We start from the raw sequence: 21,235 nt of genomic DNA, 5'->3' as shown, positions 1-21,235 counted from the left end.
CGGCTGCGCTTTCAGGAAAGCCTTGGTGTGCCTGGTTTCGATGCAGATCACAGGAAGGTCGACCTTGGCCAGGCCCTCGAACAGCCATTGAGATAGCGGGCCCGCTTCGAGACCGATCCGCTCAATACGCCACTGCGGATCGGATAGAAGTGTGATGAGATCTTCCGGGTGACTGACCACCTTACGTTCCCGGCAGCATTCTCATCGACAATACAAACGGAAGTCTCCTTTACGGAAACATCGAGACCGGCATAATGCTTCATGCTGCGCTTCCTTTCTGATGCTTGTGGCTGATGGCTCAGACCACGTTCTACCATCAACTCGAAGCGCAGCACCTTCCTCACCGTCAAAGATGGGCACCAAGCCGATTATCCCATCTGCTGCTCAGATTGCCAAGTCTGCCATGAGGACCGTGCCGCCTCAAGGTCGCGCGGCCCCTCCAATTTTGCCTCCGCTGCGTTGCACTCCGCTCCGACAAAATCGGCACCTCCGCGCGCCGGCTCCGCCGGTCGCTGACGCGAACCTTGACCCGCCCCGATCCTCACGACCGCCGGCGTCATCTTTCACGTCAACAAGGAGATGACGATGACGAACGAAAACGCCTTCAACATCGAATGCACCATCGAGGAACTGCGCCTTGAAGCTAGAGAAGCACCGACCGCGGAGGAGCGTCGCCGCATCGAGGCGGAGCTGGAAGCCGCGCGCGCCGAACTTTTAAAACAGGCCGGGGAGGAGTTGCCGTGAGGCAGCTCTTTCCGCATCGTGCACCGAGGCAGCCAGGCCGGATCGACCGGCTGGCTGCCTGTCAGGGTTTCCCTCCACACTCCCGCCGGCTCCGCCGGAAACGGTCGCGACCCCTTTGGAGCCGCGGGTCTCTTCTTTCTCTGACGTCCTATTTTACTCCAGCAAATCCTGCGTCAGGGACGGCGCGGTCTCCCCCAATTTTGCCGCAAGCGACAAAATCGGTTCCGCCGCGGCGGACGACAGCCGCCTCTCAATTGGCGCTCCTGAGTGTCTGGGATCGTCAGCTCCGCACGAAGCGATTGGCTTTGGCTTGCGTATCCATATCCTTCCGCCGGAAATAGATCGCCCGGCCGCAGCGGATCGGGCTATGGCCCTGGACGATGATGATCTGCTCGTCCTTGCGCATCGATTGGGTGATCTCGTGCGGCATGATTAGCGGCCGGCGCTGGAAATTGACGCTCTCGGATTTGCGTGTGCCGCCGCCTTTCGTGTCCCAGCCGATATTGCGCGACCGCCCCTGCACCTCGACGGTCATCTCCCCGCATTGGGCGGAAACATTACGCGCCGTATCGAGCGCCTTGATCGCCGCATAGGAGGCGAAAGCGCAGCCATCAATCCATGAGGTTGCGCCATCCTTGCCGAAGTGCCGCTCCAACTGCCCCACCGATTGGTAGAGCAACATCATGCTGACGCCGTACTTGCGACCACGGTCGCGCGCCTCCTCCAATACGCGCATATAGCCGAGCAGATCGACCTCATCGAGCATGAAGAGCGCTCGGCGGCTGAAGCCGCCATCGGCCTGGACCATGGCGTTGATCAGCGAGCCGATGATGACACGTCCGATGCCCGGATAGGAGCGCAGGATCGACGCCGGGATGTTGAGGAACACGTCCTTTCCACCGGTGACGATATCGCTCGATTTGAAGCAGTTGCCGCAGACGAGCCCGGCGTAACTGTCCAGCGAGAGCCATTGCGTATCCTTAGATGCCGTCGAATAGACGCCTGAGAAAGTCTGTTCGGTCATGTTGGTGAAGACGCCAAGCGTTTCGCGAATGAAGACGGATTGCGAATGTTCCTGAATGTCACGCAGCATGGCGAGCACCGAGGGTTCCGGCTCGGACACGATCTGGCGCAGGCTGCGCAGGTTTCGCCGGCCGGCATATTCCGGTGACAGCATGACATGGGCGAGCAGGCCGGTCAGGAGATTGTGCGCCTGGTTCTGGAAGTAGGAGCCTGTCGAGGATTCGAAGCGCAGGCTTTCTGAGAGAAGCATGTGGGCGATGCCAACGATATCCTCCTCTTTCCGCTTCGAGTGCTCGATGCCGTCGAGGACGTTGAAGCCCATGATAGGATTTGTGGGATCGAGCACCATGACCTCGCGCCCGAGAATGTGGGTGCGGTGCTCAACCACCATCGGCGCGACCTCGGTCGAGGGATCGAGGCAGATCAGCGGACCGGTATACCGCAGCGCTGTCGGCAGGACGTTGCTGGTTGTCTTGTACCCGCCCGATCCGGCGAAGAAGAGCATATGGGTGGAATCGAAGTCCTGGCTGTAGGTGAGCAGCGGCGCCTTGCCGCCCTGTCCCCACGTGCTGCGATCCTTCGGATCGAAAGGCAGCTCATGAATGATTTCCTTGTCGACGCGATAGCGCTCGCCGACGACGATCTCGCCGTCGGGGGGGAAAAGCTTCGCCGCCGCCGCCATTGAAAGCCAATCGGCATCGCCAAAGATTCCGCCCTTCGCCCGTTTGACCGCCTCGGGAACGACGACGGAGATCCGGGCGGCGACCGCCACGGCCATGAAGCCCGCCAGCGCGCCGATGACGGCAACGAAATCTAGGTAAGAAAGCGCATGGTCCCATGTGACGACGCCTCGCTCCACCGACGGAGCGAGGCGCCCATATTCGCGCAAGGCGTAAAATCCGCTGACGACGAGGAAGCACAGGAGGCTGACTGTCGCGACCGGCCGCCGACGATGCAGCGGCAACGCCCAGACGGTCAGAAGTCCAGCAAGTGGCCCGAACAGAAGCGTTGACACAGGCGTTGCGCGGAGAAACCAGTATTCAGTTTTACCAGATAGGCTGTGCGCCAGCGCCGGCCATCGCCAGGCGGTGATGTAGACAGTGACGGCCGTGACCGTGACCGGCACGAAGACGAGCAGTTGGCTCGAATCCAGTCGACCCTTCAGCGCCATGCAGGGTCCTCCCCGACATGCGGTGAAACAGGATCGAGCGAAGGACCCCTGAACGCATCTTCACCAATCCCGCGCAATCGCCGATGTTCGGCCGATCCCGGCATCACCGTTGCCAGCTCGATGAGGCCGCCAAGCAGAAATGCCCGGTTCACCTTCGACAGGCCGGCTCTTACGACGATGCCGCCGAGCAGAAATTTCTCGCGCGCTTCCTTCTTCCGCTCAGCCGTCATGTGAACCCTCCGGCGCCGGTCCAGCGCCACCAGCTGTTGGTCGACGCGCTTGAGGAGGCGGGCCGCCGGCCGCTTTCTTCTCCTCTTTGCGAAATCGCGCGGCGATCTCTTCGAAGATCCGCTCGACCTCCTCGTCTGCAATTTCCATTTCCGCCAGCCCGGATTTCGTCGCAGCGCGGGCAAACCGCTCTGCCGATTTAACTATCAAAACTCGTCTGCGTTCTCGGAGCTTCTCCATCTGCGCATCGAGATCGGAAATCGATGGTTTTACGGCCATTGTGAATCTTCCTTTCCTAGAATTGGCCCAGCAGATCGATTATACTAACTAGAATAAAATAGTTAAATAGGCTATTTTGCATCAACCCGAAAACGTCGCAGATGGAATTCCGGCCGATGGCCGTCTTCCGGAAAAGCGGCATCGGCCCTGCGGTCCGATCGGTTTGAGGGCGCAATATACGTCGCTGACGCGACGTGCTCGGAAGATCAGGAGACGGCAGTGGCGATCATGTTCGTCAGAGCACTAGTGATCAGCAGGGGAGCGGGACGCAGCATCGTCTCGGCCGCCGCCTATCGTCATCGGGCCCGGATGATGGACGAACAGGCCGGCACGTCCTTTAGCTACCGGGGCGGAGCTTCCGGGCTGGTGCATGAGGAACTAGCGCTGCCCGACCAGACGCCTACCTGGCTGCGGTCAGCAATTGACGGACGTTCCGTCACTGGTGCCAGCGAAGCGCTGTGGAATGCGGTCGATGCTTTCGAGAAGCGGGCAGATGCGCAGCTGGCGCGCGAGCTGATCATAGCCCTACCGGAGGAGCTGACACGGGCGGAGAATATCGCGCTCGTGCACGAGTTCATCCGCGACAATCTCACCTCGAAGGGCATGGTCGCCGACTGGGTTTACCATGACAAGGACGGCAATCCTCATATCCACCTGATGACGACACTCAGGCCTCTGGCCGAGGAGGGGTTCGGGCCGAAGAAGGTGGCGGTAATGGGCGAGGGCGGCGAACCATTGCGTGTCGTCACGCCGGATCGCCCGAATGGCAAGATCGTCTACAGGCTGTGGGCTGGCGACAAGGAGACAATGAAGGGGTGGAAGATCGCCTGGGCGGACACCGCCAACCGGCATCTGGCGCTCGCCGGCCATGATGTCCGTCTGGATGGCCGCTCCTATGCCGAGCAGGGCCTTGACGGCATCGCGCAAAGACATCTTGGCCCGCAGAAGGCAGCACTCTCGCGCAGGGGTGCCGAGATGTATTTTGCTCCAGCCGACCTTGCCCGGCGCCAGGCGATGGCCGACCGGCTGCTGGCCGAGCCCGCGCTGCTGCTGAAGCAGCTCGGCAATGAACGCTCGACCTTCGACGAGCGCGATATCGCCAAGGCGCTGCATCGCTATGTCGACGATCCCGCCGACTTCGCCAATATCCGTGCGCGGCTGATGGCGTCGGACGATCTCATCATGCTGAAGCCGCAGCAGGCCGATGCCGAAACCGGCAAGGCGAGGGAAGCCGCCGTCTTCACCACGCGCGAGATCCTTCGCATCGAATATGACATGGCGCAGTCGGCACAGATCCTCTCGAAGCGTATCGGCCTTGGCCTTTCGGCCCGTCATGTCGAAGCCGCCATCGAGAGCGTCGAGACCGGCGATCCGCAAAAAGCCTTCAAGCTCGATGCGGAACAGGTCGATGCCATCCGTCATGTAACCGGGGAGAGTGGCATTGCCGCCGTCGTCGGCCTTGCCGGCACCGGCAAGTCGACCCTGCTTGCCGCGGCCCGCGTCGCCTGGGAAAGCGGCGGCCGCCGGGTGATCGGCGCCGCCCTTGCCGGCAAAGCCGCCGAGGGTCTGGAAGACAGTTCCGGCATCAGATCGCAAACACTCGCCTCCTGGGAGCTCGCCTGGGCCAGCGGACGCGAGTTGCTCGAACGGGGTGACGTGCTTGTCATCGACGAGGCCGGCATGGTGTCGTCGCAGCAGATGGCCCGCGTCCTCAAAACTGCCGAGCAGGCAGGGGCGAAGGTCGTGCTGGTCGGCGATGCGATGCAGCTGCAGCCGATCCAGGCAGGCGCGGCGTTCCGGGCGATCACCGAGCGGATCGGTTTTGCCGAACTTGCCGGCGTGCGCCGCCAGCGCCAGCAATGGGCGCGCGAGGCGTCGCGGCTGTTTGCCCGCGGCGAGACCGGCAAAGGCCTCGACGCTTATGCCCAGCAGGGTCATCTCATCGAGGCTGAGACGCGAGACGACATCATCGGGCGGATTGTCGGCGACTGGACCAAGGCACGCAAAGAGGCGCTCGGAACGTCTATCTCCGAAGCGGCCAATGGCCGTCTTCGTGGTGACGAGCTTCTCGTGCTCGCCCATACCAATGAGGACGTCAAGCGCCTGAACGAGGCGCTGCGATCGGTGATGACGGGCGAGGGCGCGCTCAGTGAGAGCCACTCATTCCAGACCGAACGCGGTGCGCGGCAATTCGCCGTCGGCGATCGTATCATCTTCCTGGAAAACGCCCGCTTCCTCGAGCCGCGCACCAAGCATTCCGGTCCGCAATATGTCAAGAACGGCATGCTCGGCACCGTCACCTCCACCGGCGATAAACATGGCGACACATTGCTTTCGGTGCGTCTCGACAATGGTCGCGACATCGTCATCAGCGAGGCGAGCTACCGCAATGTCGATCACGGTTACGCCGCGACGATCCACAAATCTCAAGGGTCGACCGTCGAGCGGACCTTCGTACTCGCCACCGGCATGATGGACCAGCACCTGACCTATGTGTCGATGACCCGGCATCGCGACCGCGCCGACCTCTATGCCGCGAAGGAAGACTTTGAAGCGAAGCCGGAGTGGGGCCGAAAGCCGCGTGTCGATCATGCTGCCGGCGTTACCGGCGAGCTCGTGGAAAGAGGAGAAGCCAGGTTCCGGCCGAATGACCGGGATGCCGACAATAGTCCTTATGCCGACGTGAAGACCGATGACGGAACCATCCATCGTCTGTGGGGTGTCAGCCTGCCGAAGGCGCTCGAGCAGGGTGGCGTCTCCGAGGGCGACACTGTGACCCTACGCAAGGACGGCGTGGAGCGGGTCGCGGTCAAGGTTGCGATCGTCGACGAGCAAACCGGACAGAAGCGCTTCGAGGAAAGGCAAGTCGACCGCAACGTCTGGACCGCCACACGGATCGAAACCGCCGAAGACCGCCAGCAGCGCCTCGAGCGGGAAAGCCATCGGCCGGAACTGTTCAAACCGCTGGTGGAGCGTCTGTCGCGCTCCGGTGCCAAGACGACGACGCTCGATTTTGAGAGCGAGGCCGGGTATCGGGCGCATGCGCAAGACTTCGCCCGCCGTCGGGGCATCGATACACTTTCTCAATTTGCAGCCGGGATGGAGGAGGGCGTCTCGCGGCAGCTGACATGGATTGCCGAGAAGCGCGAGCAGCTGGCAAAGCTTTGGGAGAGGGCAAGCGTTGCGCTCGGATTGGCGATCGAGCGGGAACGGCGCGTTTCCTACAACGAGGAACGGGCAGAAACACAAACAATCTCACACGAACATGCTGATCGCGACCGATATCTGATCCCGCCCACCACAGTCTTCGCCAGAAGCGTGGAGGAAGATGCACGGCGGGCGCAGCTCGCCTCGCCCGCCTGGAAGGAGCGGGAAGCAATCCTGCAGCCGCTGCTTAAGAAGATCTATCGTCAACCGGATGCAGCACTTGTCGCCCTGAACGCTCTGGCATCGGATGTGAAGATCGAACCCCGCAGGCTCGCCGACGATCTTGCCACAGCACCCGATCGGCTCGGCCGTCTGCGTGGTTCCGACCTTATGGTCGACGGCCGTGCGGCGCGCAATCAACGCAGCATCGCGACGGCGGCATTGACGGAACTGCTGCCACTCGCCCGCGCCCACGCGACGGAGTTCCGCAGAAACGCCGCGCGGTTCGAAAGCCATCAGCAACAACGCCGCGCCCATATGGCATTGTCGATCCCGGCGCTCTCCAAAAAGGCGACGGCCCGTCTCGTCGAGATCGAGGCGGTGCGCGGGCAAGGAGGTGATGACGCCTACAAGAGCGCCTTCGCGTTTGCTGCCGAAGATCGGACCGTCGTGCAGGAGATCAAGGCCGTCAGCGAGGCGCTCACCGCTCGCTTCGGCTGGAGCGCCTTCACCTCGAAGGCCGATGCGATTGCCGAACGCAACATGGTCGAGCGGATGCCGGAAGATCCCACAAGCATCAGCGGCGAGAGCTCGACCCGGCTGTTCGAAGCGGTGAGGCGCTTTGCCGAGGAGCAGCATCTCGCCGAGCGACGGGATCGCTCGAAGATCGTTGCCGGCGCCAGTGCCGATCAGGGGAGGGGGACAGACAAGGAGAATGCCGCCGTGCTGCCCATGCTTGCCGCAGTCACCGAGTTCAAGACGCCGATCGACGAGGAGGCGAGGTCTCGCGCTCTCGCCGGCCCTCTGTATCGCCAGCAGCGCGCCGCGCTGGCCGCCGTCGCGTCAACGATCTGGCGTGATCCGGCTGGCGCCGTCGGCAAGATCGAAGAGCTGCTTGCCAAAGGTTTTGCTGGCGACCGCATCGCCGCGGCAGTGGCCAACGACCCCACAGCCTATGGTGCGTTACGCGGCTCCGATCGCCTGATGGACCGGATGCTGGCTTCCGGTCGGGAGCGGAAAGAGGCGGTGCAGGCCGTGCCCGAAGCCGGCGCCCGTTTGCGATCGCTCGGTTCGGCCTACGTCAATGGGCTCGATGCCGAACGCCAGACGATTGCCGAAGAGCGGCGGCGCATGGCGGTTGCCATTCCCGGCCTGTCGAAGGCGGCCGAAGAAGTGCTCATGCGTCTGACTGCCGAGGTGAAGAACAACGGCCGCAAGCCGAATGCATCGGCTGCGTCTCTCGATCCCGGTATTCGCCAGGAGTTCGCCGCCGTCAGCCGGGCGCTCGACGCGCGCTTCGGCCGCAACGCCGTCCTTCGAGAAGAGAAGGATCTCATCAACCGCGTTCCACAAACACAGCGCCGCGCCTTCGAGGTGATGCAGGACAGGTTGAAAGTTCTGCAGCAGGCCGTCCGCATGGAAAGCAGCGAGAAGATCATCTCGGAACGGCGTCAGCGGGCTGTCAGCCGTGGCCCCGGTATCGATTTCTGAAGCCGGTGAAGGAGCCAAGGATTCGACCGGGCCGACGCCCTGCAGCGACCGCTCGCTCAGGATGTTGATGTCGACGCTCGGATAAACCCGCTCTTCCGGCAGTCGATCTTCGTTCGGATCACAGACGCGCGCTCCTCCACCTAACGCAGCATGCCATGCTACGCAGGTACTTCGGGATCTTGCAGCCAGGCTGGAATGTCGCGCTTAGCATGTAGAATACGCCATACGTCGACGTAATCGGCTTGCTCAAGATAGAAGACGATATAAGGGAAAGGCTTCAGCGTCATGCTGCGCAAATCGGGCAAACCGAGTTCATATGCATAGCGCAATGAGCCCGATGCCGGATGCTTTGCGATCAAACCAAATGTCGACTGCAGCGCATCGACGAAGCTAATCGCGACTTGAGCGCCGGCCTCGCGAGCATAAAAGTCCACGGCATTCTCGACATCCCTGCGGGCCGACTCGCGGGGGACGATAGACTTTACGGTCACGTGGAGCTTTGCCGCGAGGCGCGGGCTCGCAGGCTATCGAAATAGGCGGCATCAACCGGCTCGGTCGGTTGGGATGAAGCACCCTCAAGCAAGAGATTACGCAAATGCTGCCGATCTTTGTCGCGACGGATCAGCTCGCGGACGTATTCGCTGCTGGTGCCATAGCCTCGCCCGGCGACCTGCTGGTCGACGAACTGCTTCAGGTTATCGGGCAGCGAAATATTCATGGTGCTCATCGGGCTAAGATAGCCAGGATGGCAAAATTTGGCAAGGTCGCCGGGGTAGTTGCCGCTCTCACGAAATTAGACGGCAGGTTTATTTATCTCCGCGTCATCTCGAAGCCTAGCGAGATGTTCCCCGCACACGGTCTTGACCACCATATGCAGGTCGGACCTCTTCGCTGACTTCGAAGTGTTTCGAATACAATTCGCGATCGAGCGGTGCAGCAAAATCCCGATCTTGCTCGCACCAAACAGTCGATATCCGGCGGTAATCTTCGGTAACGTTCCTGAAGGGCTGGCAGAATTAGGGGTTGTTCATCCTGCAGTGGCTGTAGGTCAAACGCTTGTCGACCGCAGGAAATGGGGCTGCTTCCGCAGGAAACCATTTGATTGATCTCGCAGAACTGGAGGCGAATTTCCACAAGCTGCCCTCGATGAGCGTCCGAATCCCATAGACGGTAACCAGGTTTCTAGCGGAAACCCAAAAGAACAGGCCGTCGCCGGTCGATCTGATGATCGCGCGTCCGTCCTCAAAAGTCAGAAGCCAGTCAGATCCCTCAGTGACGATTGCACCACAGAAATCGCGGATCCGCGTGCAGATCGCCTCCGCAACACATGGCGCGTCGGCGACCGCGACGAAGGTTTCGGCAACGTATTGGTGCATTTGAAATCCTTTTCGGTCGACCTCGCGTAGCTCCGTCATAGATCTTCGTTCTTGGGAAAGAGGTCCGATGTATGTGGGTAGCGGTTCGAAAACTTTTGTCTTCAGACGCATCTGGGGAAGGACACACGGCGAAATGTCGAAAACCCCGCAGCACAGCGGTAATACTTGATAACCGTCGGCACGCCGAGCTCATCATGTTTCAGCACGCAGGTGAATGCGCATCACGTTAACATCGCCAATCTCTCGATAAATCATTACGATTGCCACTATCTTTAGATGAATCAGTTCCTGGATCTCTTACTCTCGCCTCTTCGTTATTGAAGAGAAGAACGGGTAGCGTTTCATAGACATATTCTGTGGGGATCGCTGGTTTAATCAGGCCCGACATGAAGCGTTCGATGTTTGATAGGCTGTTGCTCGCGACGAGTGTGCAGAAATTCCCGCTGTTCCAGGTCACAAAGCAGTGCTGAAAACAGCGCTTGACGGCATCCGACATCTCCGCGAGCGTAACCTCGTTCCGATTCATGACGATTAGCACTGCCGCCTTTTTTGCCATGATTTCGGTCGGGCCGAAGAAACGAGCCTTGAAGCCGTGATCCTTCTGCAATTCGCGGCGATGATATTCGTCGATGTCACGGTTTTTGAACTTTTCGACGAAGAGAAACAGGCCATCATTCTTTAGATGCTGCGAGACGAATTCGATCTGATCGGACCGGTTCGGTGAATACATTTGGAACGTCGTATCTTCGAATATGATGTCGAAGCCCGAAGCAAACTTGGCAAGCTCCTGTCGCATCCGCAGCAGATCTTTGCGCAGGTGATGGAAGGGGCCGTGAAAGAACGTGGCATGCGGAGGATCGCCGTAGGCCATGAAGCTTCGATAGTTTTCGACGTTCGGACTGCATGACAGGCTTTCGACACGGCCTTCGGCCAACTCGGAGATCGTCCGCGCCATAGTCCCTTCCGCTGTGCCCAGCGAATAAAGGTTGAGCGGTCCGGACATGCCCTGACCATATCGGAGGATTGCATGTCCAAGTCGGCATTCCTCCTCGAGCCGGTAGGGAATGCTTGCATGGTAATGTTGGTCGAACGGTCCACGACGTCGTTCGTGAAGGAGGATGAAGCGGTCGAGAAGCCTATCATCGCCCAGCAGTCTCCGGTCCACGTGCGGCTGCTTGATTGGGTTTCCCGACCGGCCGGCGGCCGTTGCTCCAAAGAAGGCGGCGAGCTCGTTCAACCGCGGAGCCCGTTCGCATTCTTCGAAAAATGAGGAGAAGTCCCGCATGTCGTGCTCCATTGGTTCGACACGCATCGATGCTCCCGTTGCCAAGACTGATGTCTGCTATTCGATGGGAGAGAGCATCGTGCCAGGGCACAATCGCAGGCGGTTGATCCTGCAGCCGTCATAATCCGGCTATTCTTTCAAAAAGCTGTCTTAAAATTCTGCGTTGCAGCAGCCAGATGGAATCCCGCCACAGTTTGTAGAAAAGAATGCCGCCGGTGAACGGGGGTTCGTGAGTCTAAAGATCGAGGAGTTATGAATGGTCGGTCCTGCAGCGTTTGCCCCTGATATCATCAGACGCGCAGAACATACCGCAATTGCCCATGAGTATGAGTGCTGGCGATCCGTGCGCGCGGACGTCGTGCGCAGGAGCGGTGTAGGGCGGCAGGAAACAAACCTTACCGCGGAGAACCACGCGATCCTCTTGAACATGCTTGGCGCTGCAAAAGCGGGCGAAGATTATGTGGATGGCCGCAGGGTTGCATTTACGCAAAGGCCGGCCGGATCGCTCTCATTCATTCCGGCGGACCACAATTGGAGCGGCTGGGACGACGGCGATCCGGCGGCGTCCTACCTGTTCATCACCGTCGGCAAGAAATTCATTCTGGATCAGTTTGAGAATGTACCCGGCGCGGATCTTGACCGGCTCCTGCCGAAAATCGGTTTTGAGGATGCGTTAATCCAACATGCTGCGCGCAGCATCCGCTCGGAAATCGGCCAGCGGGATGCTTTGAGTCATATGATCGTCGAGAACCATGCGCGGACGATCTTCGGGCGGCTGTTCCGCGGCTCGGGCCAGAGGCGACATTATATCAAAGGCGGGCTGTCGCCTGCCATCCTGAAACGCGTGATCGGCAGGATAGAAGCGTCGCTGGACGGTTCTTTGAGCTTGGCCGAACTTGCCCACGAGGCGGGTTTGAGCGAGCATTACCTCTCGAAGGCGTTTCGGCTTTCGACGGGTTTTTCGCCACACGCATTCATTATTCGAAGACGCGTGGAGCGGGCTAGCGAAATGCTCCGCTGCTCCGGCCGCCCGATAACGGAGATCGCCTATGCATGCGGCTTCGCTAGCCCCAGCCATCTTGCTGCAGCTTTTCATCGTGTGATCGGTATCACGCCAAGGCAATACAGAGCCGACTGGAAGACATAAGCCGGCGTCCGAGCGGATTACAGCGGGATTTTGAAAGTGGGATGTCGCTTCATCCTTTAGCCTCACCGCCACGCAAGCTCTGCGTCTCCATTTTGCGGCACCCAGATGAATCAAGATGCCAATATTGCACCGAACCTTGCTGCGGATCGCGCCGGATCGCTTTCGGTGCGACGCTTCTTTCTGATAAGCGCCTTCTTTGCTGCAGCCGGCCGCAACGCCTACTACATAGGTGCAATTTGGATGCTAGCGGCGTCGGGCAGCAATGCTGGCTCCATTGCTTTGTTTCTGGCTCTAGGAAGCGTCTCGGAGTTTCTGGCGAGTGCGCCCGCAGGATATCTCGCCGATCGCTTCGATCGCCAGAGCCTCTGCATGGTAAGCGACTGGATCAGGATCGCAATCTTGCTGATGACATCTGCTGCGCTCGTCCTACAAGAACCGGACTACGTCCTTTATGGATCGGTGATTTTCTTTGCGGTGGCCGACCGGCTGTATCTTACGGCCTCCTCGGCAATGGTGCCGTCGATTGCGCGATCCGAGAGCCTGATGGCCTTCAATTCACTGGCTTATGTCGCTATGCAGTCGGGCAACATGCTGGCGGCGATAGCGACCGGCTGGCTGTTGAGCGCCAAGCCCGGAACGGCATGCTTCCTCTTTGCCGCCGGCACATTCGCGATCTCAATGCTCAGTATGTTCCGGACCGCGATCCGCTATCGAATCTTGCCGTTCGATCATTGCCGCACGGCGCAAGCTCTACGGGAAGCGTCCGAAGGCGAGGAGACAAGCCGCGTGCCGCCGCGTCTTGTTCTCAACTATGTGTTGATTTACGTGATGGGTATGCTGATCAGCGCGCTCATATCAAAATTTGTGCTCGAGGAACTTCAGGGGACCTCGCTTGAGTTCGGCATACTGGAATTTTGTTGGGCGGCCGGCGCGATCATCAGCATGCTGATCCTTACCCTGAGGCGGTTCAGCAACGTCGATGCCCGGATCACTCCTATCATCGTCCTTTTGTCGGGCTTGGTCATGGCAGCATTCTATCCAACGCGGAATCTGGACATTGCCATCGCTTTGATGGCGCTTCTTGGCGCCGGTTATAACCTTTCACGGGTACTGATCGATGTCGAGATACAGAGGCTCGTATCGAGCACGAAGCTTGGACGAGCGAAAGGTTGGGTGCACGTCGCCTGTATGGGCTTCAGCCTGCTTGTCTATGCCGGCCTCGCTGTTGCCGGAGACGCACTAACTTCGTCGGCGGTATTCTTTGCTTTTGGAAGCGGAATGATCGCCGTCATTGTTGCCGGCTATGCATTTCACTTGGTGAAAAATAGAGGCTCATCACGTCGGAGCATGCCGCTATGACCGGGCCTACAGATCCTGACATTTCGGCGGTTTCGAAGCATGACGTGCTGGAATTGGTCGGCACATTGTTTCCTTGGATTGCCGATTTCCGGCGCCGGAGCCTCGTGGATTATGCTCGAGCCGCGTTCCACGCCGAGCCGCCTGCAAGCAGCTGTGATGCCCGGCGCCACGCGATGTTGCTTCTTCAGCGGTGCATTCGCGGGGCGGCCAGGAATGCGGGGTTCGCGGACGACCGCGCCAGCTACATTGCCGCGGAGATCGCCAATGCTCCTGTCATGCAAGCCGGCCCGCACCTGCATTTGTTGATCGAGCCAGACGCCTATTACACGCATCTTTTCAGCCTGATGGGGCTGAACGCGCATCGCCGTTCGGCCTATGTCTCTTATGCGGTATCGACAGTCAAATTCGTCGAGAGGGGTCGAAAGGGACCTGGTTGGCTAAAACTCGGTGGCGATGCGATCAACGTTTTTGGGCTAAGCCGGAGCCAGATGATTCCCTATAGCGTTCTCGCGCAAAATGGCCCCTATCGCTTCGCCCTCAAAAACGTCGACCGCGTCCATGGGGACGGAGGTCTGGTCGCGCGGCTTCGCTCCGAACTGCCGCGAGGTGAGTTTTCGTCCGCTGCGCTGGCGATCAAGCAAGCCAATGCATCCCTGTGGCAGCGATATTTCGATCCGGGCATCGATTTCCTGCAAATCGATGATGATGATGTGGCCGACCTCGTGGTCGAGCATCTTCTGGATAAATCATCCTGGCTCGCCCGAAATCTGTTTGGGAAAGGTGGGTTTGTGCCGTGTCTGCTATCCGCCACCGAGGCTCTTGCCGATGGTCATTGGCAGGGCTGGTTCAAGAACACCACGGATCTGTTTTGGGGCAGCGATCACGGCCACCTTTTTCCGTTGCGGCTGGCGGATTCCCGCCTTGAGGCGAGAGGAGTGGAGGGTTTCTCGCTCGAATTTACCGCGGATGCGGTGATCGAGGCGCTGCAGTCCCGCAAGATCATCCCGAACCTGTACTTGATGTTCATCGTCATGGCGATTTTACCGGGCGTACATGTCCTCGGCGGCAGTCGGCACACGGTCTACTACCCTCTCATGCGCTATGTCTTTTGCCGTGCGCTCGCTATGACCGGAGATTGCGAATTGCGCACCACGATCGCCGCCGATCGAAAACCGGGTATCTGGGGGCATCGCGTGCTGCTGGAGGACGCCGAACCCTTCTCGGAGCTCGATATGCTGGGGCCGCGCACTATTCAGGCAGTGCTCAGGAAGTATGGAAGTCTGTCACTGGACGATGCCTGCGGTGCCCTCGAAAGTTTCGTGGGCGATCCCTTATGGGCCTGTTTCAAGACCCGTCATAATGAAGGGCTAGTGAGCGTGAGCGATCCCGAGTGGGCATTTTCGTAGTACTGGATTGTCCGCGTTTCCACGTTGTGCGTGATTGATATAATCTGACATCAAACCTTCGGCTTCCTTCCTGCCTTCATCGGTTGCGGTCTTTCTCCCGGCAAAGGAATCGAAAATAATTGTGAGATATCTATTGATAACGCGTCCGCGAGGCGATCCAGCAAATCAATAGAGACGTTATATTTACCTCTCTCCAAATCACTGATCACGGTCCTATCGACACGCGCATCTACAGCGAGAACTTCCTGCGTAAGCTTCTGCGCTGACCTGTGATGTCGCAAATTCCACGCGATGCGCGCACGAGTGTCCATGCACAATTGGCAACATCTTGCATGGCGTTAATCCATGGAATATATTCTACATATTATTCTTTTGAGTTCCAATGTGCTTCGTTTCTCACCTCCGCTCCTCGTTGGGGAGGGGCGTCTCTCCGAGGAAGGCAAACCCAATGCATGATCGAGTGGCCAAGCGGTTCGCGAGCAGCTCTCTGCGCAACGGGTATCGGGCTGAAGTCGACAGCGACCAAGCATCGCACCCGGTCGATATTCATGTGGGCCAGCAGCTTCGCATCAGGCGAATCCACTCCAACCTGTCGCAAACCGAACTCGGCCAGAAAGTTGGCCTGAGCTACCAACAGGTCCAGAAATACGAGAGTGGCAAGAACCGCATCAGCGCATCGATGCTCTATGAGATCGCAAGCGGTTTGAATGTGCCGGTAGGCTGCTTTTTCGACGGGCTGCCGCAACCAGGCTCAGGGGAGGGGGCGGTTATCGCACCCGAGGCAGATGAGCGTATCGCTTATCTCGCCACCGCGGAAGGACGCCGCTTTGTCGAGGAGATACTTCGTCTTCCACCCAAACTCAGGACCCGCACCCTGGCGGTAATCAGGGCAATCGCCGGAAATGAGGATAAAGCCGAGGAAGATTATCGCGCGGTGATGCCGGTTGATTTTTAGCGGGCGGCCCTTCCGTGCCGCAGTCCCTACTGCACTTATTTCACTCACAATTTTGCATCGAAACGCCGTCCCTTACTTCTCGCGTAGCTGCGTGGCCGGCAGATCAAGAAACCTAGACAGAGTCCAATTTTCGGCAAATTTCGCGTTGGCTAGAATTCATTAGGGACTATCAGTCCGTCGATTGCCAAGCCGCCAACATGCATTTGTTGCATGATGGACGTGCGGCGGACCATCGGCTGGAATCTAAGGCGACTGCGGGTGGATAGAGGCCTCTCCCAAGAGCGTTTAGCATTGGAGGCCGAAATTGACCGTTCTTACGTTGGGCGGGTCGAAAGAGGCAGAGAAAACGTCACGGTTGCGACCTTGGAAGCCTTCGCAAAAGCCTTATCCGTGGGTGTCTCTGAGTTGTTTGCGGAAATCGACCCAAAAGATGTGCGGCCGCAATCACTTCGTTCCGGGCGCAAGACGTGATCGCACTGCAACGCATGAGACTCTCTGACGTGGAGATACACAGCAATGCATAATCGAGTAGCCAAGCGGTTCGCGAGCAGCTCTCTGCGCAACGGGTATCGGGCTGAAGACGACAGCGACCAAGCATCGCACCCGGTCGATATTCATGTGGGCCAACAGCTTCGCATCAGGCGAATTCACTCCAACCTGTCGCAAACCGAACTCGGCCAGAAAGTTGGCCTGAGTTACCAGCAGGTCCAGAAATATGAGAGTGGCAAGAACCGCATCAGTGCGTCGATGCTCTATGAAATCGCCAGCGGTCTGAATGTGCCGGTAGGCTGCTTCTTCGATGGGCTGCCGGAGCCGGGTTCAGGGGAGGGGGCGACTATTGCACCCGAGGCAGATGAGCGGATCGCCTATCTCTCCACCGCGGAAGGACGCCGCTTTGTCGAGGAGATCCTTCGTCTTCCGCCCAAACTCAGGACCCGCACATTGGCGTTAATCAGGGCAATCGCCGGAAATGAGGAGAAAGCCGACGAAGATTGATCGTCCGATGATGCCCGGTTTGAATTCTGTATGTGAGGCTCGATATAACAGGCATTGCCGCGTTGTTTTGTGGATTTAACTCGAATTTCGAACTGCTTGAGGATATCCGTCCGGAGGGCCGTCAGTCCGTCCAGCAACTGTTCGAGCTGGGCTGTCGTCGGCGAGCGTGGCAGGCGTTCAATCAGATCCCGGAACTCCTGGTAGAGTCCCTGCCAGTCCCCTTTGACGTCTTCTTCGACGGGCGCTTCGATCAGCTTTGCAATGTCGCGGCGGCAACGAAAAGCTGAAGGACTCGTCGACCTCCCCTCCCTGTCCCTGCGGACAACGCTTACCGTTAGGGCGATCCTTACGCTGCAGAAGACCTGCTTCGACCAGCGCTGCGAGATGCCGCCGGACGGTCTGTTCGGCTATGGCGTGCGTTCTCAATGAAAGCAGGACATTCGACGGGAATACGATCGAGCCATTTTCCTGGGCCAGCTCGTTCTTCAGATAAAAACTCAAGAGGGCATTGAGCACGGCACGCGCCCGATCGGTGATGCCGAGCAACGGCTTTGTTTCGCACAACGCGCGAAACAATTTCCATTTATCGGCCTCAGAATCGATGGTCTGCTCCACCTCGTTGTCAGCTGACAACGGCGACCATACCTCATGTCAAAGAATCCAGTCTAGCGGATAACAGCACCACTTCGACAAGCTAGGTACCACAGCCGACTCAGCCGGGGACAGATCCCGTCGCAGACTACAACAGGCAATCCCCATTTCTCATTTATAGGCAGACGGACGGTACAGGCTCTCGGCTTCCAGCCCACGGGCGGGCTCGCCGCCGGAGGGCTTGTCGTTTGCCTCATGGGGTTCAGGATCGCGCCGTGACGGAGCAAGGCCGAGCATCTGTTCGAGACGGCCGGCATTGAGCGGAGCGCTTATTCCCTTGAAGTTCATGGTCCAACTTTCATCTGCGCATGACTTGCGTGAGGCCGCGAAGATAAACGCAATTTGAGGCTGCCGAGAACCGGCCGCCGGCGTTATCACCATCTTTTCCGATGCGGGCAGAAGAAGAGGAGGGGAGGGCGCTGCACCTGCCAAATCCAAGCAGCCCAGTTTGAATAACCAAATCGCGGGATGCCGATCGCGAGCCCCGAGGCTGGTTTCCGCGATAACGTCCAAGCAATGGAAACGCCGTTGCCATATATCAAAGGTAAAAAATTCGGGAGACGTTTCTTGGCTTTGTTTACCTGCTGTTTACCATAAGACCCAGCGCGCGCCAGCATCGCCGCAAGATAGACGGCAAGGTAGGGGGAGCCCAGTCCACGTCTGAGCGTTTAGGCGGGCGTCTGCGGTTATCGTGCCTTCGTTTCCTCGCGATTGGTGAAGTGGGCGTTGCCCAAACCCGTGCCGATGGTCAGCACGGCCCATTTCGACACGTCATTCATGAAAGGGATCTGCGACAATCCCTGCACGACGGCGTCGTTATGCATCATCACGAATGTACTGTGGTCACCGATTTCGGGAATGGCCTTCATCAATGCGGCGGGAAGGTTGAAGCTGTCGCTTTCCCAGTTCCCGCCGGGCAGGTTCTGTCCGCCGCGTTCGATCGAGCCGTCGGCTTTGATAATGCCGGGACAAGCGATCCCGATAATGGGGGCGGGTTTTAGATTGGCCTTTTCAGCCTTTTCGATCAGGCCGCGCAACATCTCCGCCAGCTTCTCTATCGTCGCACTGCGGCTCGGCTCGTCATCGGCATGGCGCCAGATGGTCGATTCCCAAACGCGCGCATCGGCAAAATGCGGCGTCTTTTCTTTTCCGAATTCAACGACACCGGCGCGGACGTTCGTGCCGCCGATATCGACGGCAAGCATCGCCTCGTAACCCTTGAACATCCAGGGCGGCATCAGGTGTACGGCGCCGATCAGCCCGGCCTCATCGGGATGGTGGGCGATCGGCACAACTTCGATCTTGTGACCGGCCGCTTTCAGAAGAACCATGGTCCTGGCGATTGCCAGCTCCCCAAAGCGGCTTTGTCTGAAGCCGCCGCCAACCACGATACGTTCCGTCTTGGACCAGCGCTCGTCCTTGAGGAACTTCCCGATCACCTCGGCAAAGTCCTGCGAAAAGTCCTCCACCGCGCTCATAACAAGCGCAGCAGCTTCCATATCCTCTCCCTTGAGGAGCGCCTCGATCTTTTTCTTGGAAAGCTTAGCCGTCGCAACCTTGCCGATCGGGTCGTCTCCGAACTTGCGGACGCGTTTTCTCCAATCGTCGAGCTTCTGCTGGAAGGTCTTCTTGTTGGCGTTGTCGCCAACGAAACCATTCTTGTCACGCAGTTCGTTATTGTAGTCGTCGATGGTCACCAGCGGCAAAATCGTGGCGCCATGCGCCAACGGCGCATTGACCTCATCACGGTGCTTGGAACTGCTCTTGGCCATCGATGTACCTTCTGCGATGTGAGTGCTCGAACGGGCGGCGAGATAAAACGCGGACTTGCCTGCGGATGTTCCGGCGACTGACGATCATCTTGTCCTCGTCGCCTAGCGACCTAGCTTCAATGATTGCAGAGTTTGGAGAATGCCGTGCAGGACGATGCCGCCACCCAGGAAATGCTTTCGTTGGTTTTGGAAGAGCCGGACCGCTGGGCGATGTTTCTCGACATCGACGGGACGCTGCTCAATCTTGCACCCACGCCGGATGCAATCGAGGTTCCGGAAGCGCTGCCCGGACAGCTTCATCGATTGTCGAACAAGCTTGGAGGCGCTTTGGCGCTGGTCACCGGACGGTCGCTTGCCTATGCCGATACTCTGTTCAAGCCCTTTGCATTTCCGACGGCAGGCCTTCACGGCGCGGAAATCAGGAGCGCTGCCGGAATGCACACACTCGAGGCGACACCTGAATTTCAGGCGTTGAAGCATGCGCTGACGGCCGAAGCCGAGCACTATCCCGGGGTCTTGATCGAAGACAAAGGTGCTGCCGTCGCTGCCCATTACCGGCTTGCGCCCGAATATGAAAAGGTCCTCGAAGACCGCATGCATCATTATGCCGAACTCGCCGGCGCGAACTGGGCGTTGCAGCTCGGCAAGATGGTGTTCGAGCTGCGCCCGGCACGATCGAGCAAGGGCGACGCGCTGGAGAGGTTCTTCCAATCCGACCCCTTCAGGAACCGCTGCCCGATTACAATCGGCGATGATCTGACCGACGAGTCGATGTTTGCAATCGCCAACGCGCGCGGCGGCGTTTCTATCCGCGTCGGCGCGATCGGCGCCCCGAGCTGCGCCACCAGCCGGCTGTCGTCGGCGGCACTGGTCAGAAACGTCATTGCCGCCCTGGCCGCCTGAGACGCGTCCCCTGCACGGTGTCCGGCGGTGGATGCCGTCGCCTTTCCGCCGGCCACACAGTGCCAATTGTCAAAAAAGTATCGGTTTTGACGGGGAATCGTGGTGGCGGGCATGAAACGAGCCCACTACACTCCCTTCAACAATAAGCCAAAGCGGGAGTTTGGCAGGCGGATTTAAGCCGTCTCGGAGGAGGAACAATGGAACCTGACTTGGAAGTCGTTCAGATCAGGCCGGGCGAATCTTTTGCAACGAAAGCGCACGGCTATCCCTACCATACGGTCCGCTGGCATTTTCATCCGGAATACGAGCTTCATCTCGTCGTGGCGACGACGGGCCGGTATTTCGTCGGCGACTTCATCGGCGAGTTCGAGCCCGGCAATCTCGTGCTTGCCGGCCCTAATCTTCCACATAACTGGATCAGCGATGTCCCGAAAGGATCGAGCATCCCACTGCGATGCCAGTTGATCCAATTCAACGAAAGCTTCGTCAGCGACACGATGAAGCTGTTTGCCGAACTTGCCCCCTTCGAACCGGTTCTCGAAGCCTCCCGACGCGGCGTGCTCTTCGGCACCGACACCAGCCGACAGGTCGCACCGTTGATGAATGAGGTGCAGCAGGCTCACGGCGTGCGGCGCATCGAGCTCTTCATGATGATGGTCGGGCTGCTCAGCCGGGCGCAGGACGCGCAGCTTCTCGCCAGCCCGAGCTATCTGCCCGATCCGTCGGGCTATATGTCGGCCGGCATCAACAAGGCGCTCGCCTATATCAGGGAGAACCTGACCAAATCCTTTGACGAAGCCGATCTCGCAGCGATTGCCGAACAATCCACGGGCGCGTTTTCGCGCGGCTTTCGCCGCCACACCGGCATGTCGCTCGTGCAATATGTGAAACGGCTGCGCATCAATCTCGCCTGCCAGATCCTGATGAGCGATGAACATGCTTCGATCACCGATATCTGTTTCGAGGTCGGCTTCAACAACCTGTCCAACTTCAACCGGCAGTTCCTGGCGGAAAAAGGCATGACGCCTTCCCGTTTCCGGCGGTTGCTAGGGGACAACATCAACGTGGCGAAGGCAGCCTGAG

Annotated in this window: 21 protein-coding genes and 1 pseudogene; 10 read left to right on the top strand and 12 right to left on the bottom strand. The window is 59.0% G+C overall.

Going from position 1 to position 21,235, the window contains the following annotated elements:
* A pseudogene (locus tag EFQ99_RS30445) lies at positions 1–263 on the bottom strand (IS110 family RNA-guided transposase); the annotation flags it as partial.
* 322 nt (positions 264–585) lie between these two features.
* Between EFQ99_RS30445 and EFQ99_RS35215 the strand changes: the two are divergent.
* On the top strand, positions 586–744 hold the full coding sequence (locus EFQ99_RS35215) for a hypothetical protein (protein WP_164736469.1): 159 nt from the start codon (positions 586–588) through the stop codon (positions 742–744).
* 280 nt (positions 745–1,024) lie between these two features.
* Here the strand turns inward: EFQ99_RS35215 and traG are convergent, their stop codons facing one another.
* From traG to EFQ99_RS30430, 3 genes are read right to left on the bottom strand one after another with little or no spacing between them, the layout of a single operon-like run.
* Entirely contained in the window at positions 1,025–2,938 is a 1,914-nt protein-coding gene (gene traG, locus EFQ99_RS30440; protein WP_126924869.1) for a Ti-type conjugative transfer system protein TraG, read from the bottom strand.
* Positions 2,929–3,168, bottom strand: a complete 240-nt coding sequence (locus tag EFQ99_RS30435; protein WP_126924868.1) for a conjugal transfer protein TraD — start codon at positions 3,166–3,168, stop codon at positions 2,929–2,931. The genes traG and EFQ99_RS30435 overlap by 10 nt, the downstream gene beginning before the upstream one ends.
* On the bottom strand, positions 3,158–3,445 hold the full coding sequence (locus EFQ99_RS30430) for a TraC family protein (RefSeq protein WP_126924867.1): 288 nt from the start codon (positions 3,443–3,445) through the stop codon (positions 3,158–3,160). Before EFQ99_RS30430 ends, EFQ99_RS30435 begins: the two co-directional genes overlap by 11 nt.
* Positions 3,446–3,664: 219 nt before the next feature.
* On the opposite strand from EFQ99_RS30430, the gene traA reads away from it, so the two are divergent.
* Positions 3,665–8,302: a Ti-type conjugative transfer relaxase TraA gene (traA, locus tag EFQ99_RS30425; protein ID WP_126924866.1), complete on the top strand. Its 4,638-nt coding sequence runs from the start codon at positions 3,665–3,667 to the stop codon at positions 8,300–8,302.
* A gap of 158 nt (positions 8,303–8,460) precedes the next feature.
* On the opposite strand, the gene EFQ99_RS30420 is transcribed toward traA, so the two are convergent.
* The 4 genes from EFQ99_RS30420 to EFQ99_RS30405 all read right to left on the bottom strand — a co-directional run bounded on the left by EFQ99_RS30420 (position 8,461) and on the right by EFQ99_RS30405 (position 10,963).
* Entirely contained in the window at positions 8,461–8,793 is a 333-nt protein-coding gene (locus EFQ99_RS30420) for a type II toxin-antitoxin system RelE/ParE family toxin (protein WP_126924865.1), read from the bottom strand.
* Positions 8,790–9,029, bottom strand: coding sequence for a type II toxin-antitoxin system ParD family antitoxin (locus tag EFQ99_RS30415; RefSeq protein WP_126924864.1), 240 nt, complete (start codon positions 9,027–9,029; stop codon positions 8,790–8,792). Before EFQ99_RS30415 ends, EFQ99_RS30420 begins: the two co-directional genes overlap by 4 nt.
* A 289-nt stretch (positions 9,030–9,318) precedes the next feature.
* Positions 9,319–9,717, bottom strand: coding sequence for an SMa0974 family conjugal transfer regulator (rctB, locus tag EFQ99_RS30410; protein WP_208722842.1), 399 nt, complete (start codon positions 9,715–9,717; stop codon positions 9,319–9,321).
* Positions 9,718–9,904: 187 nt separating this feature from the next.
* A complete protein-coding gene (locus EFQ99_RS30405; RefSeq protein ID WP_245441608.1) occupies positions 9,905–10,963 on the bottom strand; it encodes a class I SAM-dependent methyltransferase in 1,059 nt (352 codons plus the stop codon).
* Positions 10,964–11,219: 256 nt separating this feature from the next.
* On the opposite strand from EFQ99_RS30405, the gene EFQ99_RS30400 reads away from it, so the two are divergent.
* The 3 genes from EFQ99_RS30400 to EFQ99_RS30390 all read left to right on the top strand — a co-directional run bounded on the left by EFQ99_RS30400 (position 11,220) and on the right by EFQ99_RS30390 (position 14,875).
* The gene (locus EFQ99_RS30400) at positions 11,220–12,110 is read left to right on the top strand and encodes a helix-turn-helix domain-containing protein (RefSeq protein WP_126924863.1); all 891 of its coding nucleotides are present in this window, start codon (positions 11,220–11,222) and stop codon (positions 12,108–12,110) included.
* Between the two features lie 105 nt (positions 12,111–12,215).
* Complete coding sequence (locus EFQ99_RS30395) at positions 12,216–13,469, top strand: MFS transporter (protein WP_126924862.1); 1,254 nt, start codon at positions 12,216–12,218, stop codon at positions 13,467–13,469.
* On the top strand, positions 13,466–14,875 hold the full coding sequence (locus EFQ99_RS30390; RefSeq protein ID WP_126924861.1) for a hypothetical protein: 1,410 nt from the start codon (positions 13,466–13,468) through the stop codon (positions 14,873–14,875). The genes EFQ99_RS30395 and EFQ99_RS30390 overlap by 4 nt, the downstream gene beginning before the upstream one ends.
* A 50-nt stretch (positions 14,876–14,925) precedes the next feature.
* On the opposite strand, the gene EFQ99_RS30385 is transcribed toward EFQ99_RS30390, so the two are convergent.
* Positions 14,926–15,186, bottom strand: coding sequence for a helix-turn-helix domain-containing protein (locus EFQ99_RS30385; RefSeq protein WP_126924860.1), 261 nt, complete (start codon positions 15,184–15,186; stop codon positions 14,926–14,928).
* A gap of 137 nt (positions 15,187–15,323) precedes the next feature.
* On the opposite strand from EFQ99_RS30385, the gene EFQ99_RS30380 reads away from it, so the two are divergent.
* The 3 genes from EFQ99_RS30380 (at position 15,324) to EFQ99_RS30370 (ending at position 16,826) form a co-directional block, all read left to right on the top strand.
* Complete coding sequence (locus tag EFQ99_RS30380; RefSeq protein WP_126924859.1) at positions 15,324–15,830, top strand: helix-turn-helix domain-containing protein; 507 nt, start codon at positions 15,324–15,326, stop codon at positions 15,828–15,830.
* A 213-nt stretch (positions 15,831–16,043) separates the two neighbouring features.
* Positions 16,044–16,301: a helix-turn-helix domain-containing protein gene (locus EFQ99_RS30375; protein WP_126924877.1), complete on the top strand. Its 258-nt coding sequence runs from the start codon at positions 16,044–16,046 to the stop codon at positions 16,299–16,301.
* A 45-nt stretch (positions 16,302–16,346) separates the two neighbouring features.
* A complete protein-coding gene (locus tag EFQ99_RS30370; RefSeq protein ID WP_126924858.1) occupies positions 16,347–16,826 on the top strand; it encodes a helix-turn-helix domain-containing protein in 480 nt (159 codons plus the stop codon).
* A 177-nt stretch (positions 16,827–17,003) separates the two neighbouring features.
* Here the strand turns inward: EFQ99_RS30370 and EFQ99_RS30365 are convergent, their stop codons facing one another.
* From EFQ99_RS30365 to EFQ99_RS30360, 3 genes are all read right to left on the bottom strand, one after another.
* Positions 17,004–17,459, bottom strand: a complete 456-nt coding sequence (locus EFQ99_RS30365; RefSeq protein WP_425376294.1) for a helix-turn-helix domain-containing protein — start codon at positions 17,457–17,459, stop codon at positions 17,004–17,006.
* Positions 17,460–17,588: 129 nt separating this feature from the next.
* Complete coding sequence (locus EFQ99_RS35210) at positions 17,589–17,765, bottom strand: hypothetical protein (RefSeq protein ID WP_164736468.1); 177 nt, start codon at positions 17,763–17,765, stop codon at positions 17,589–17,591.
* 398 nt (positions 17,766–18,163) lie between these two features.
* Positions 18,164–19,249, bottom strand: a complete 1,086-nt coding sequence (locus EFQ99_RS30360; RefSeq protein ID WP_126924857.1) for an ROK family protein — start codon at positions 19,247–19,249, stop codon at positions 18,164–18,166.
* Between the two features lie 123 nt (positions 19,250–19,372).
* On the opposite strand from EFQ99_RS30360, the gene otsB reads away from it, so the two are divergent.
* Both otsB and EFQ99_RS30350 read left to right on the top strand, forming a co-directional pair.
* The gene (gene otsB / locus EFQ99_RS30355) at positions 19,373–20,152 is read left to right on the top strand and encodes a trehalose-phosphatase (RefSeq protein WP_208722841.1); all 780 of its coding nucleotides are present in this window, start codon (positions 19,373–19,375) and stop codon (positions 20,150–20,152) included.
* Between the two features lie 197 nt (positions 20,153–20,349).
* Complete coding sequence (locus tag EFQ99_RS30350) at positions 20,350–21,234, top strand: helix-turn-helix domain-containing protein (protein ID WP_126924855.1); 885 nt, start codon at positions 20,350–20,352, stop codon at positions 21,232–21,234.
* Position 21,235: the final 1 nt, after the last annotated feature.

The organism is Rhizobium vallis (assembly GCF_003985155.1).
In the GTDB taxonomy this organism is placed as follows: Bacteria; Pseudomonadota; Alphaproteobacteria; order Rhizobiales; family Rhizobiaceae; genus Rhizobium; species Rhizobium vallis.
Note: the sequence above shows the minus strand (reverse complement) of the source record. Positions and strands in the feature narration are given on the sequence as shown.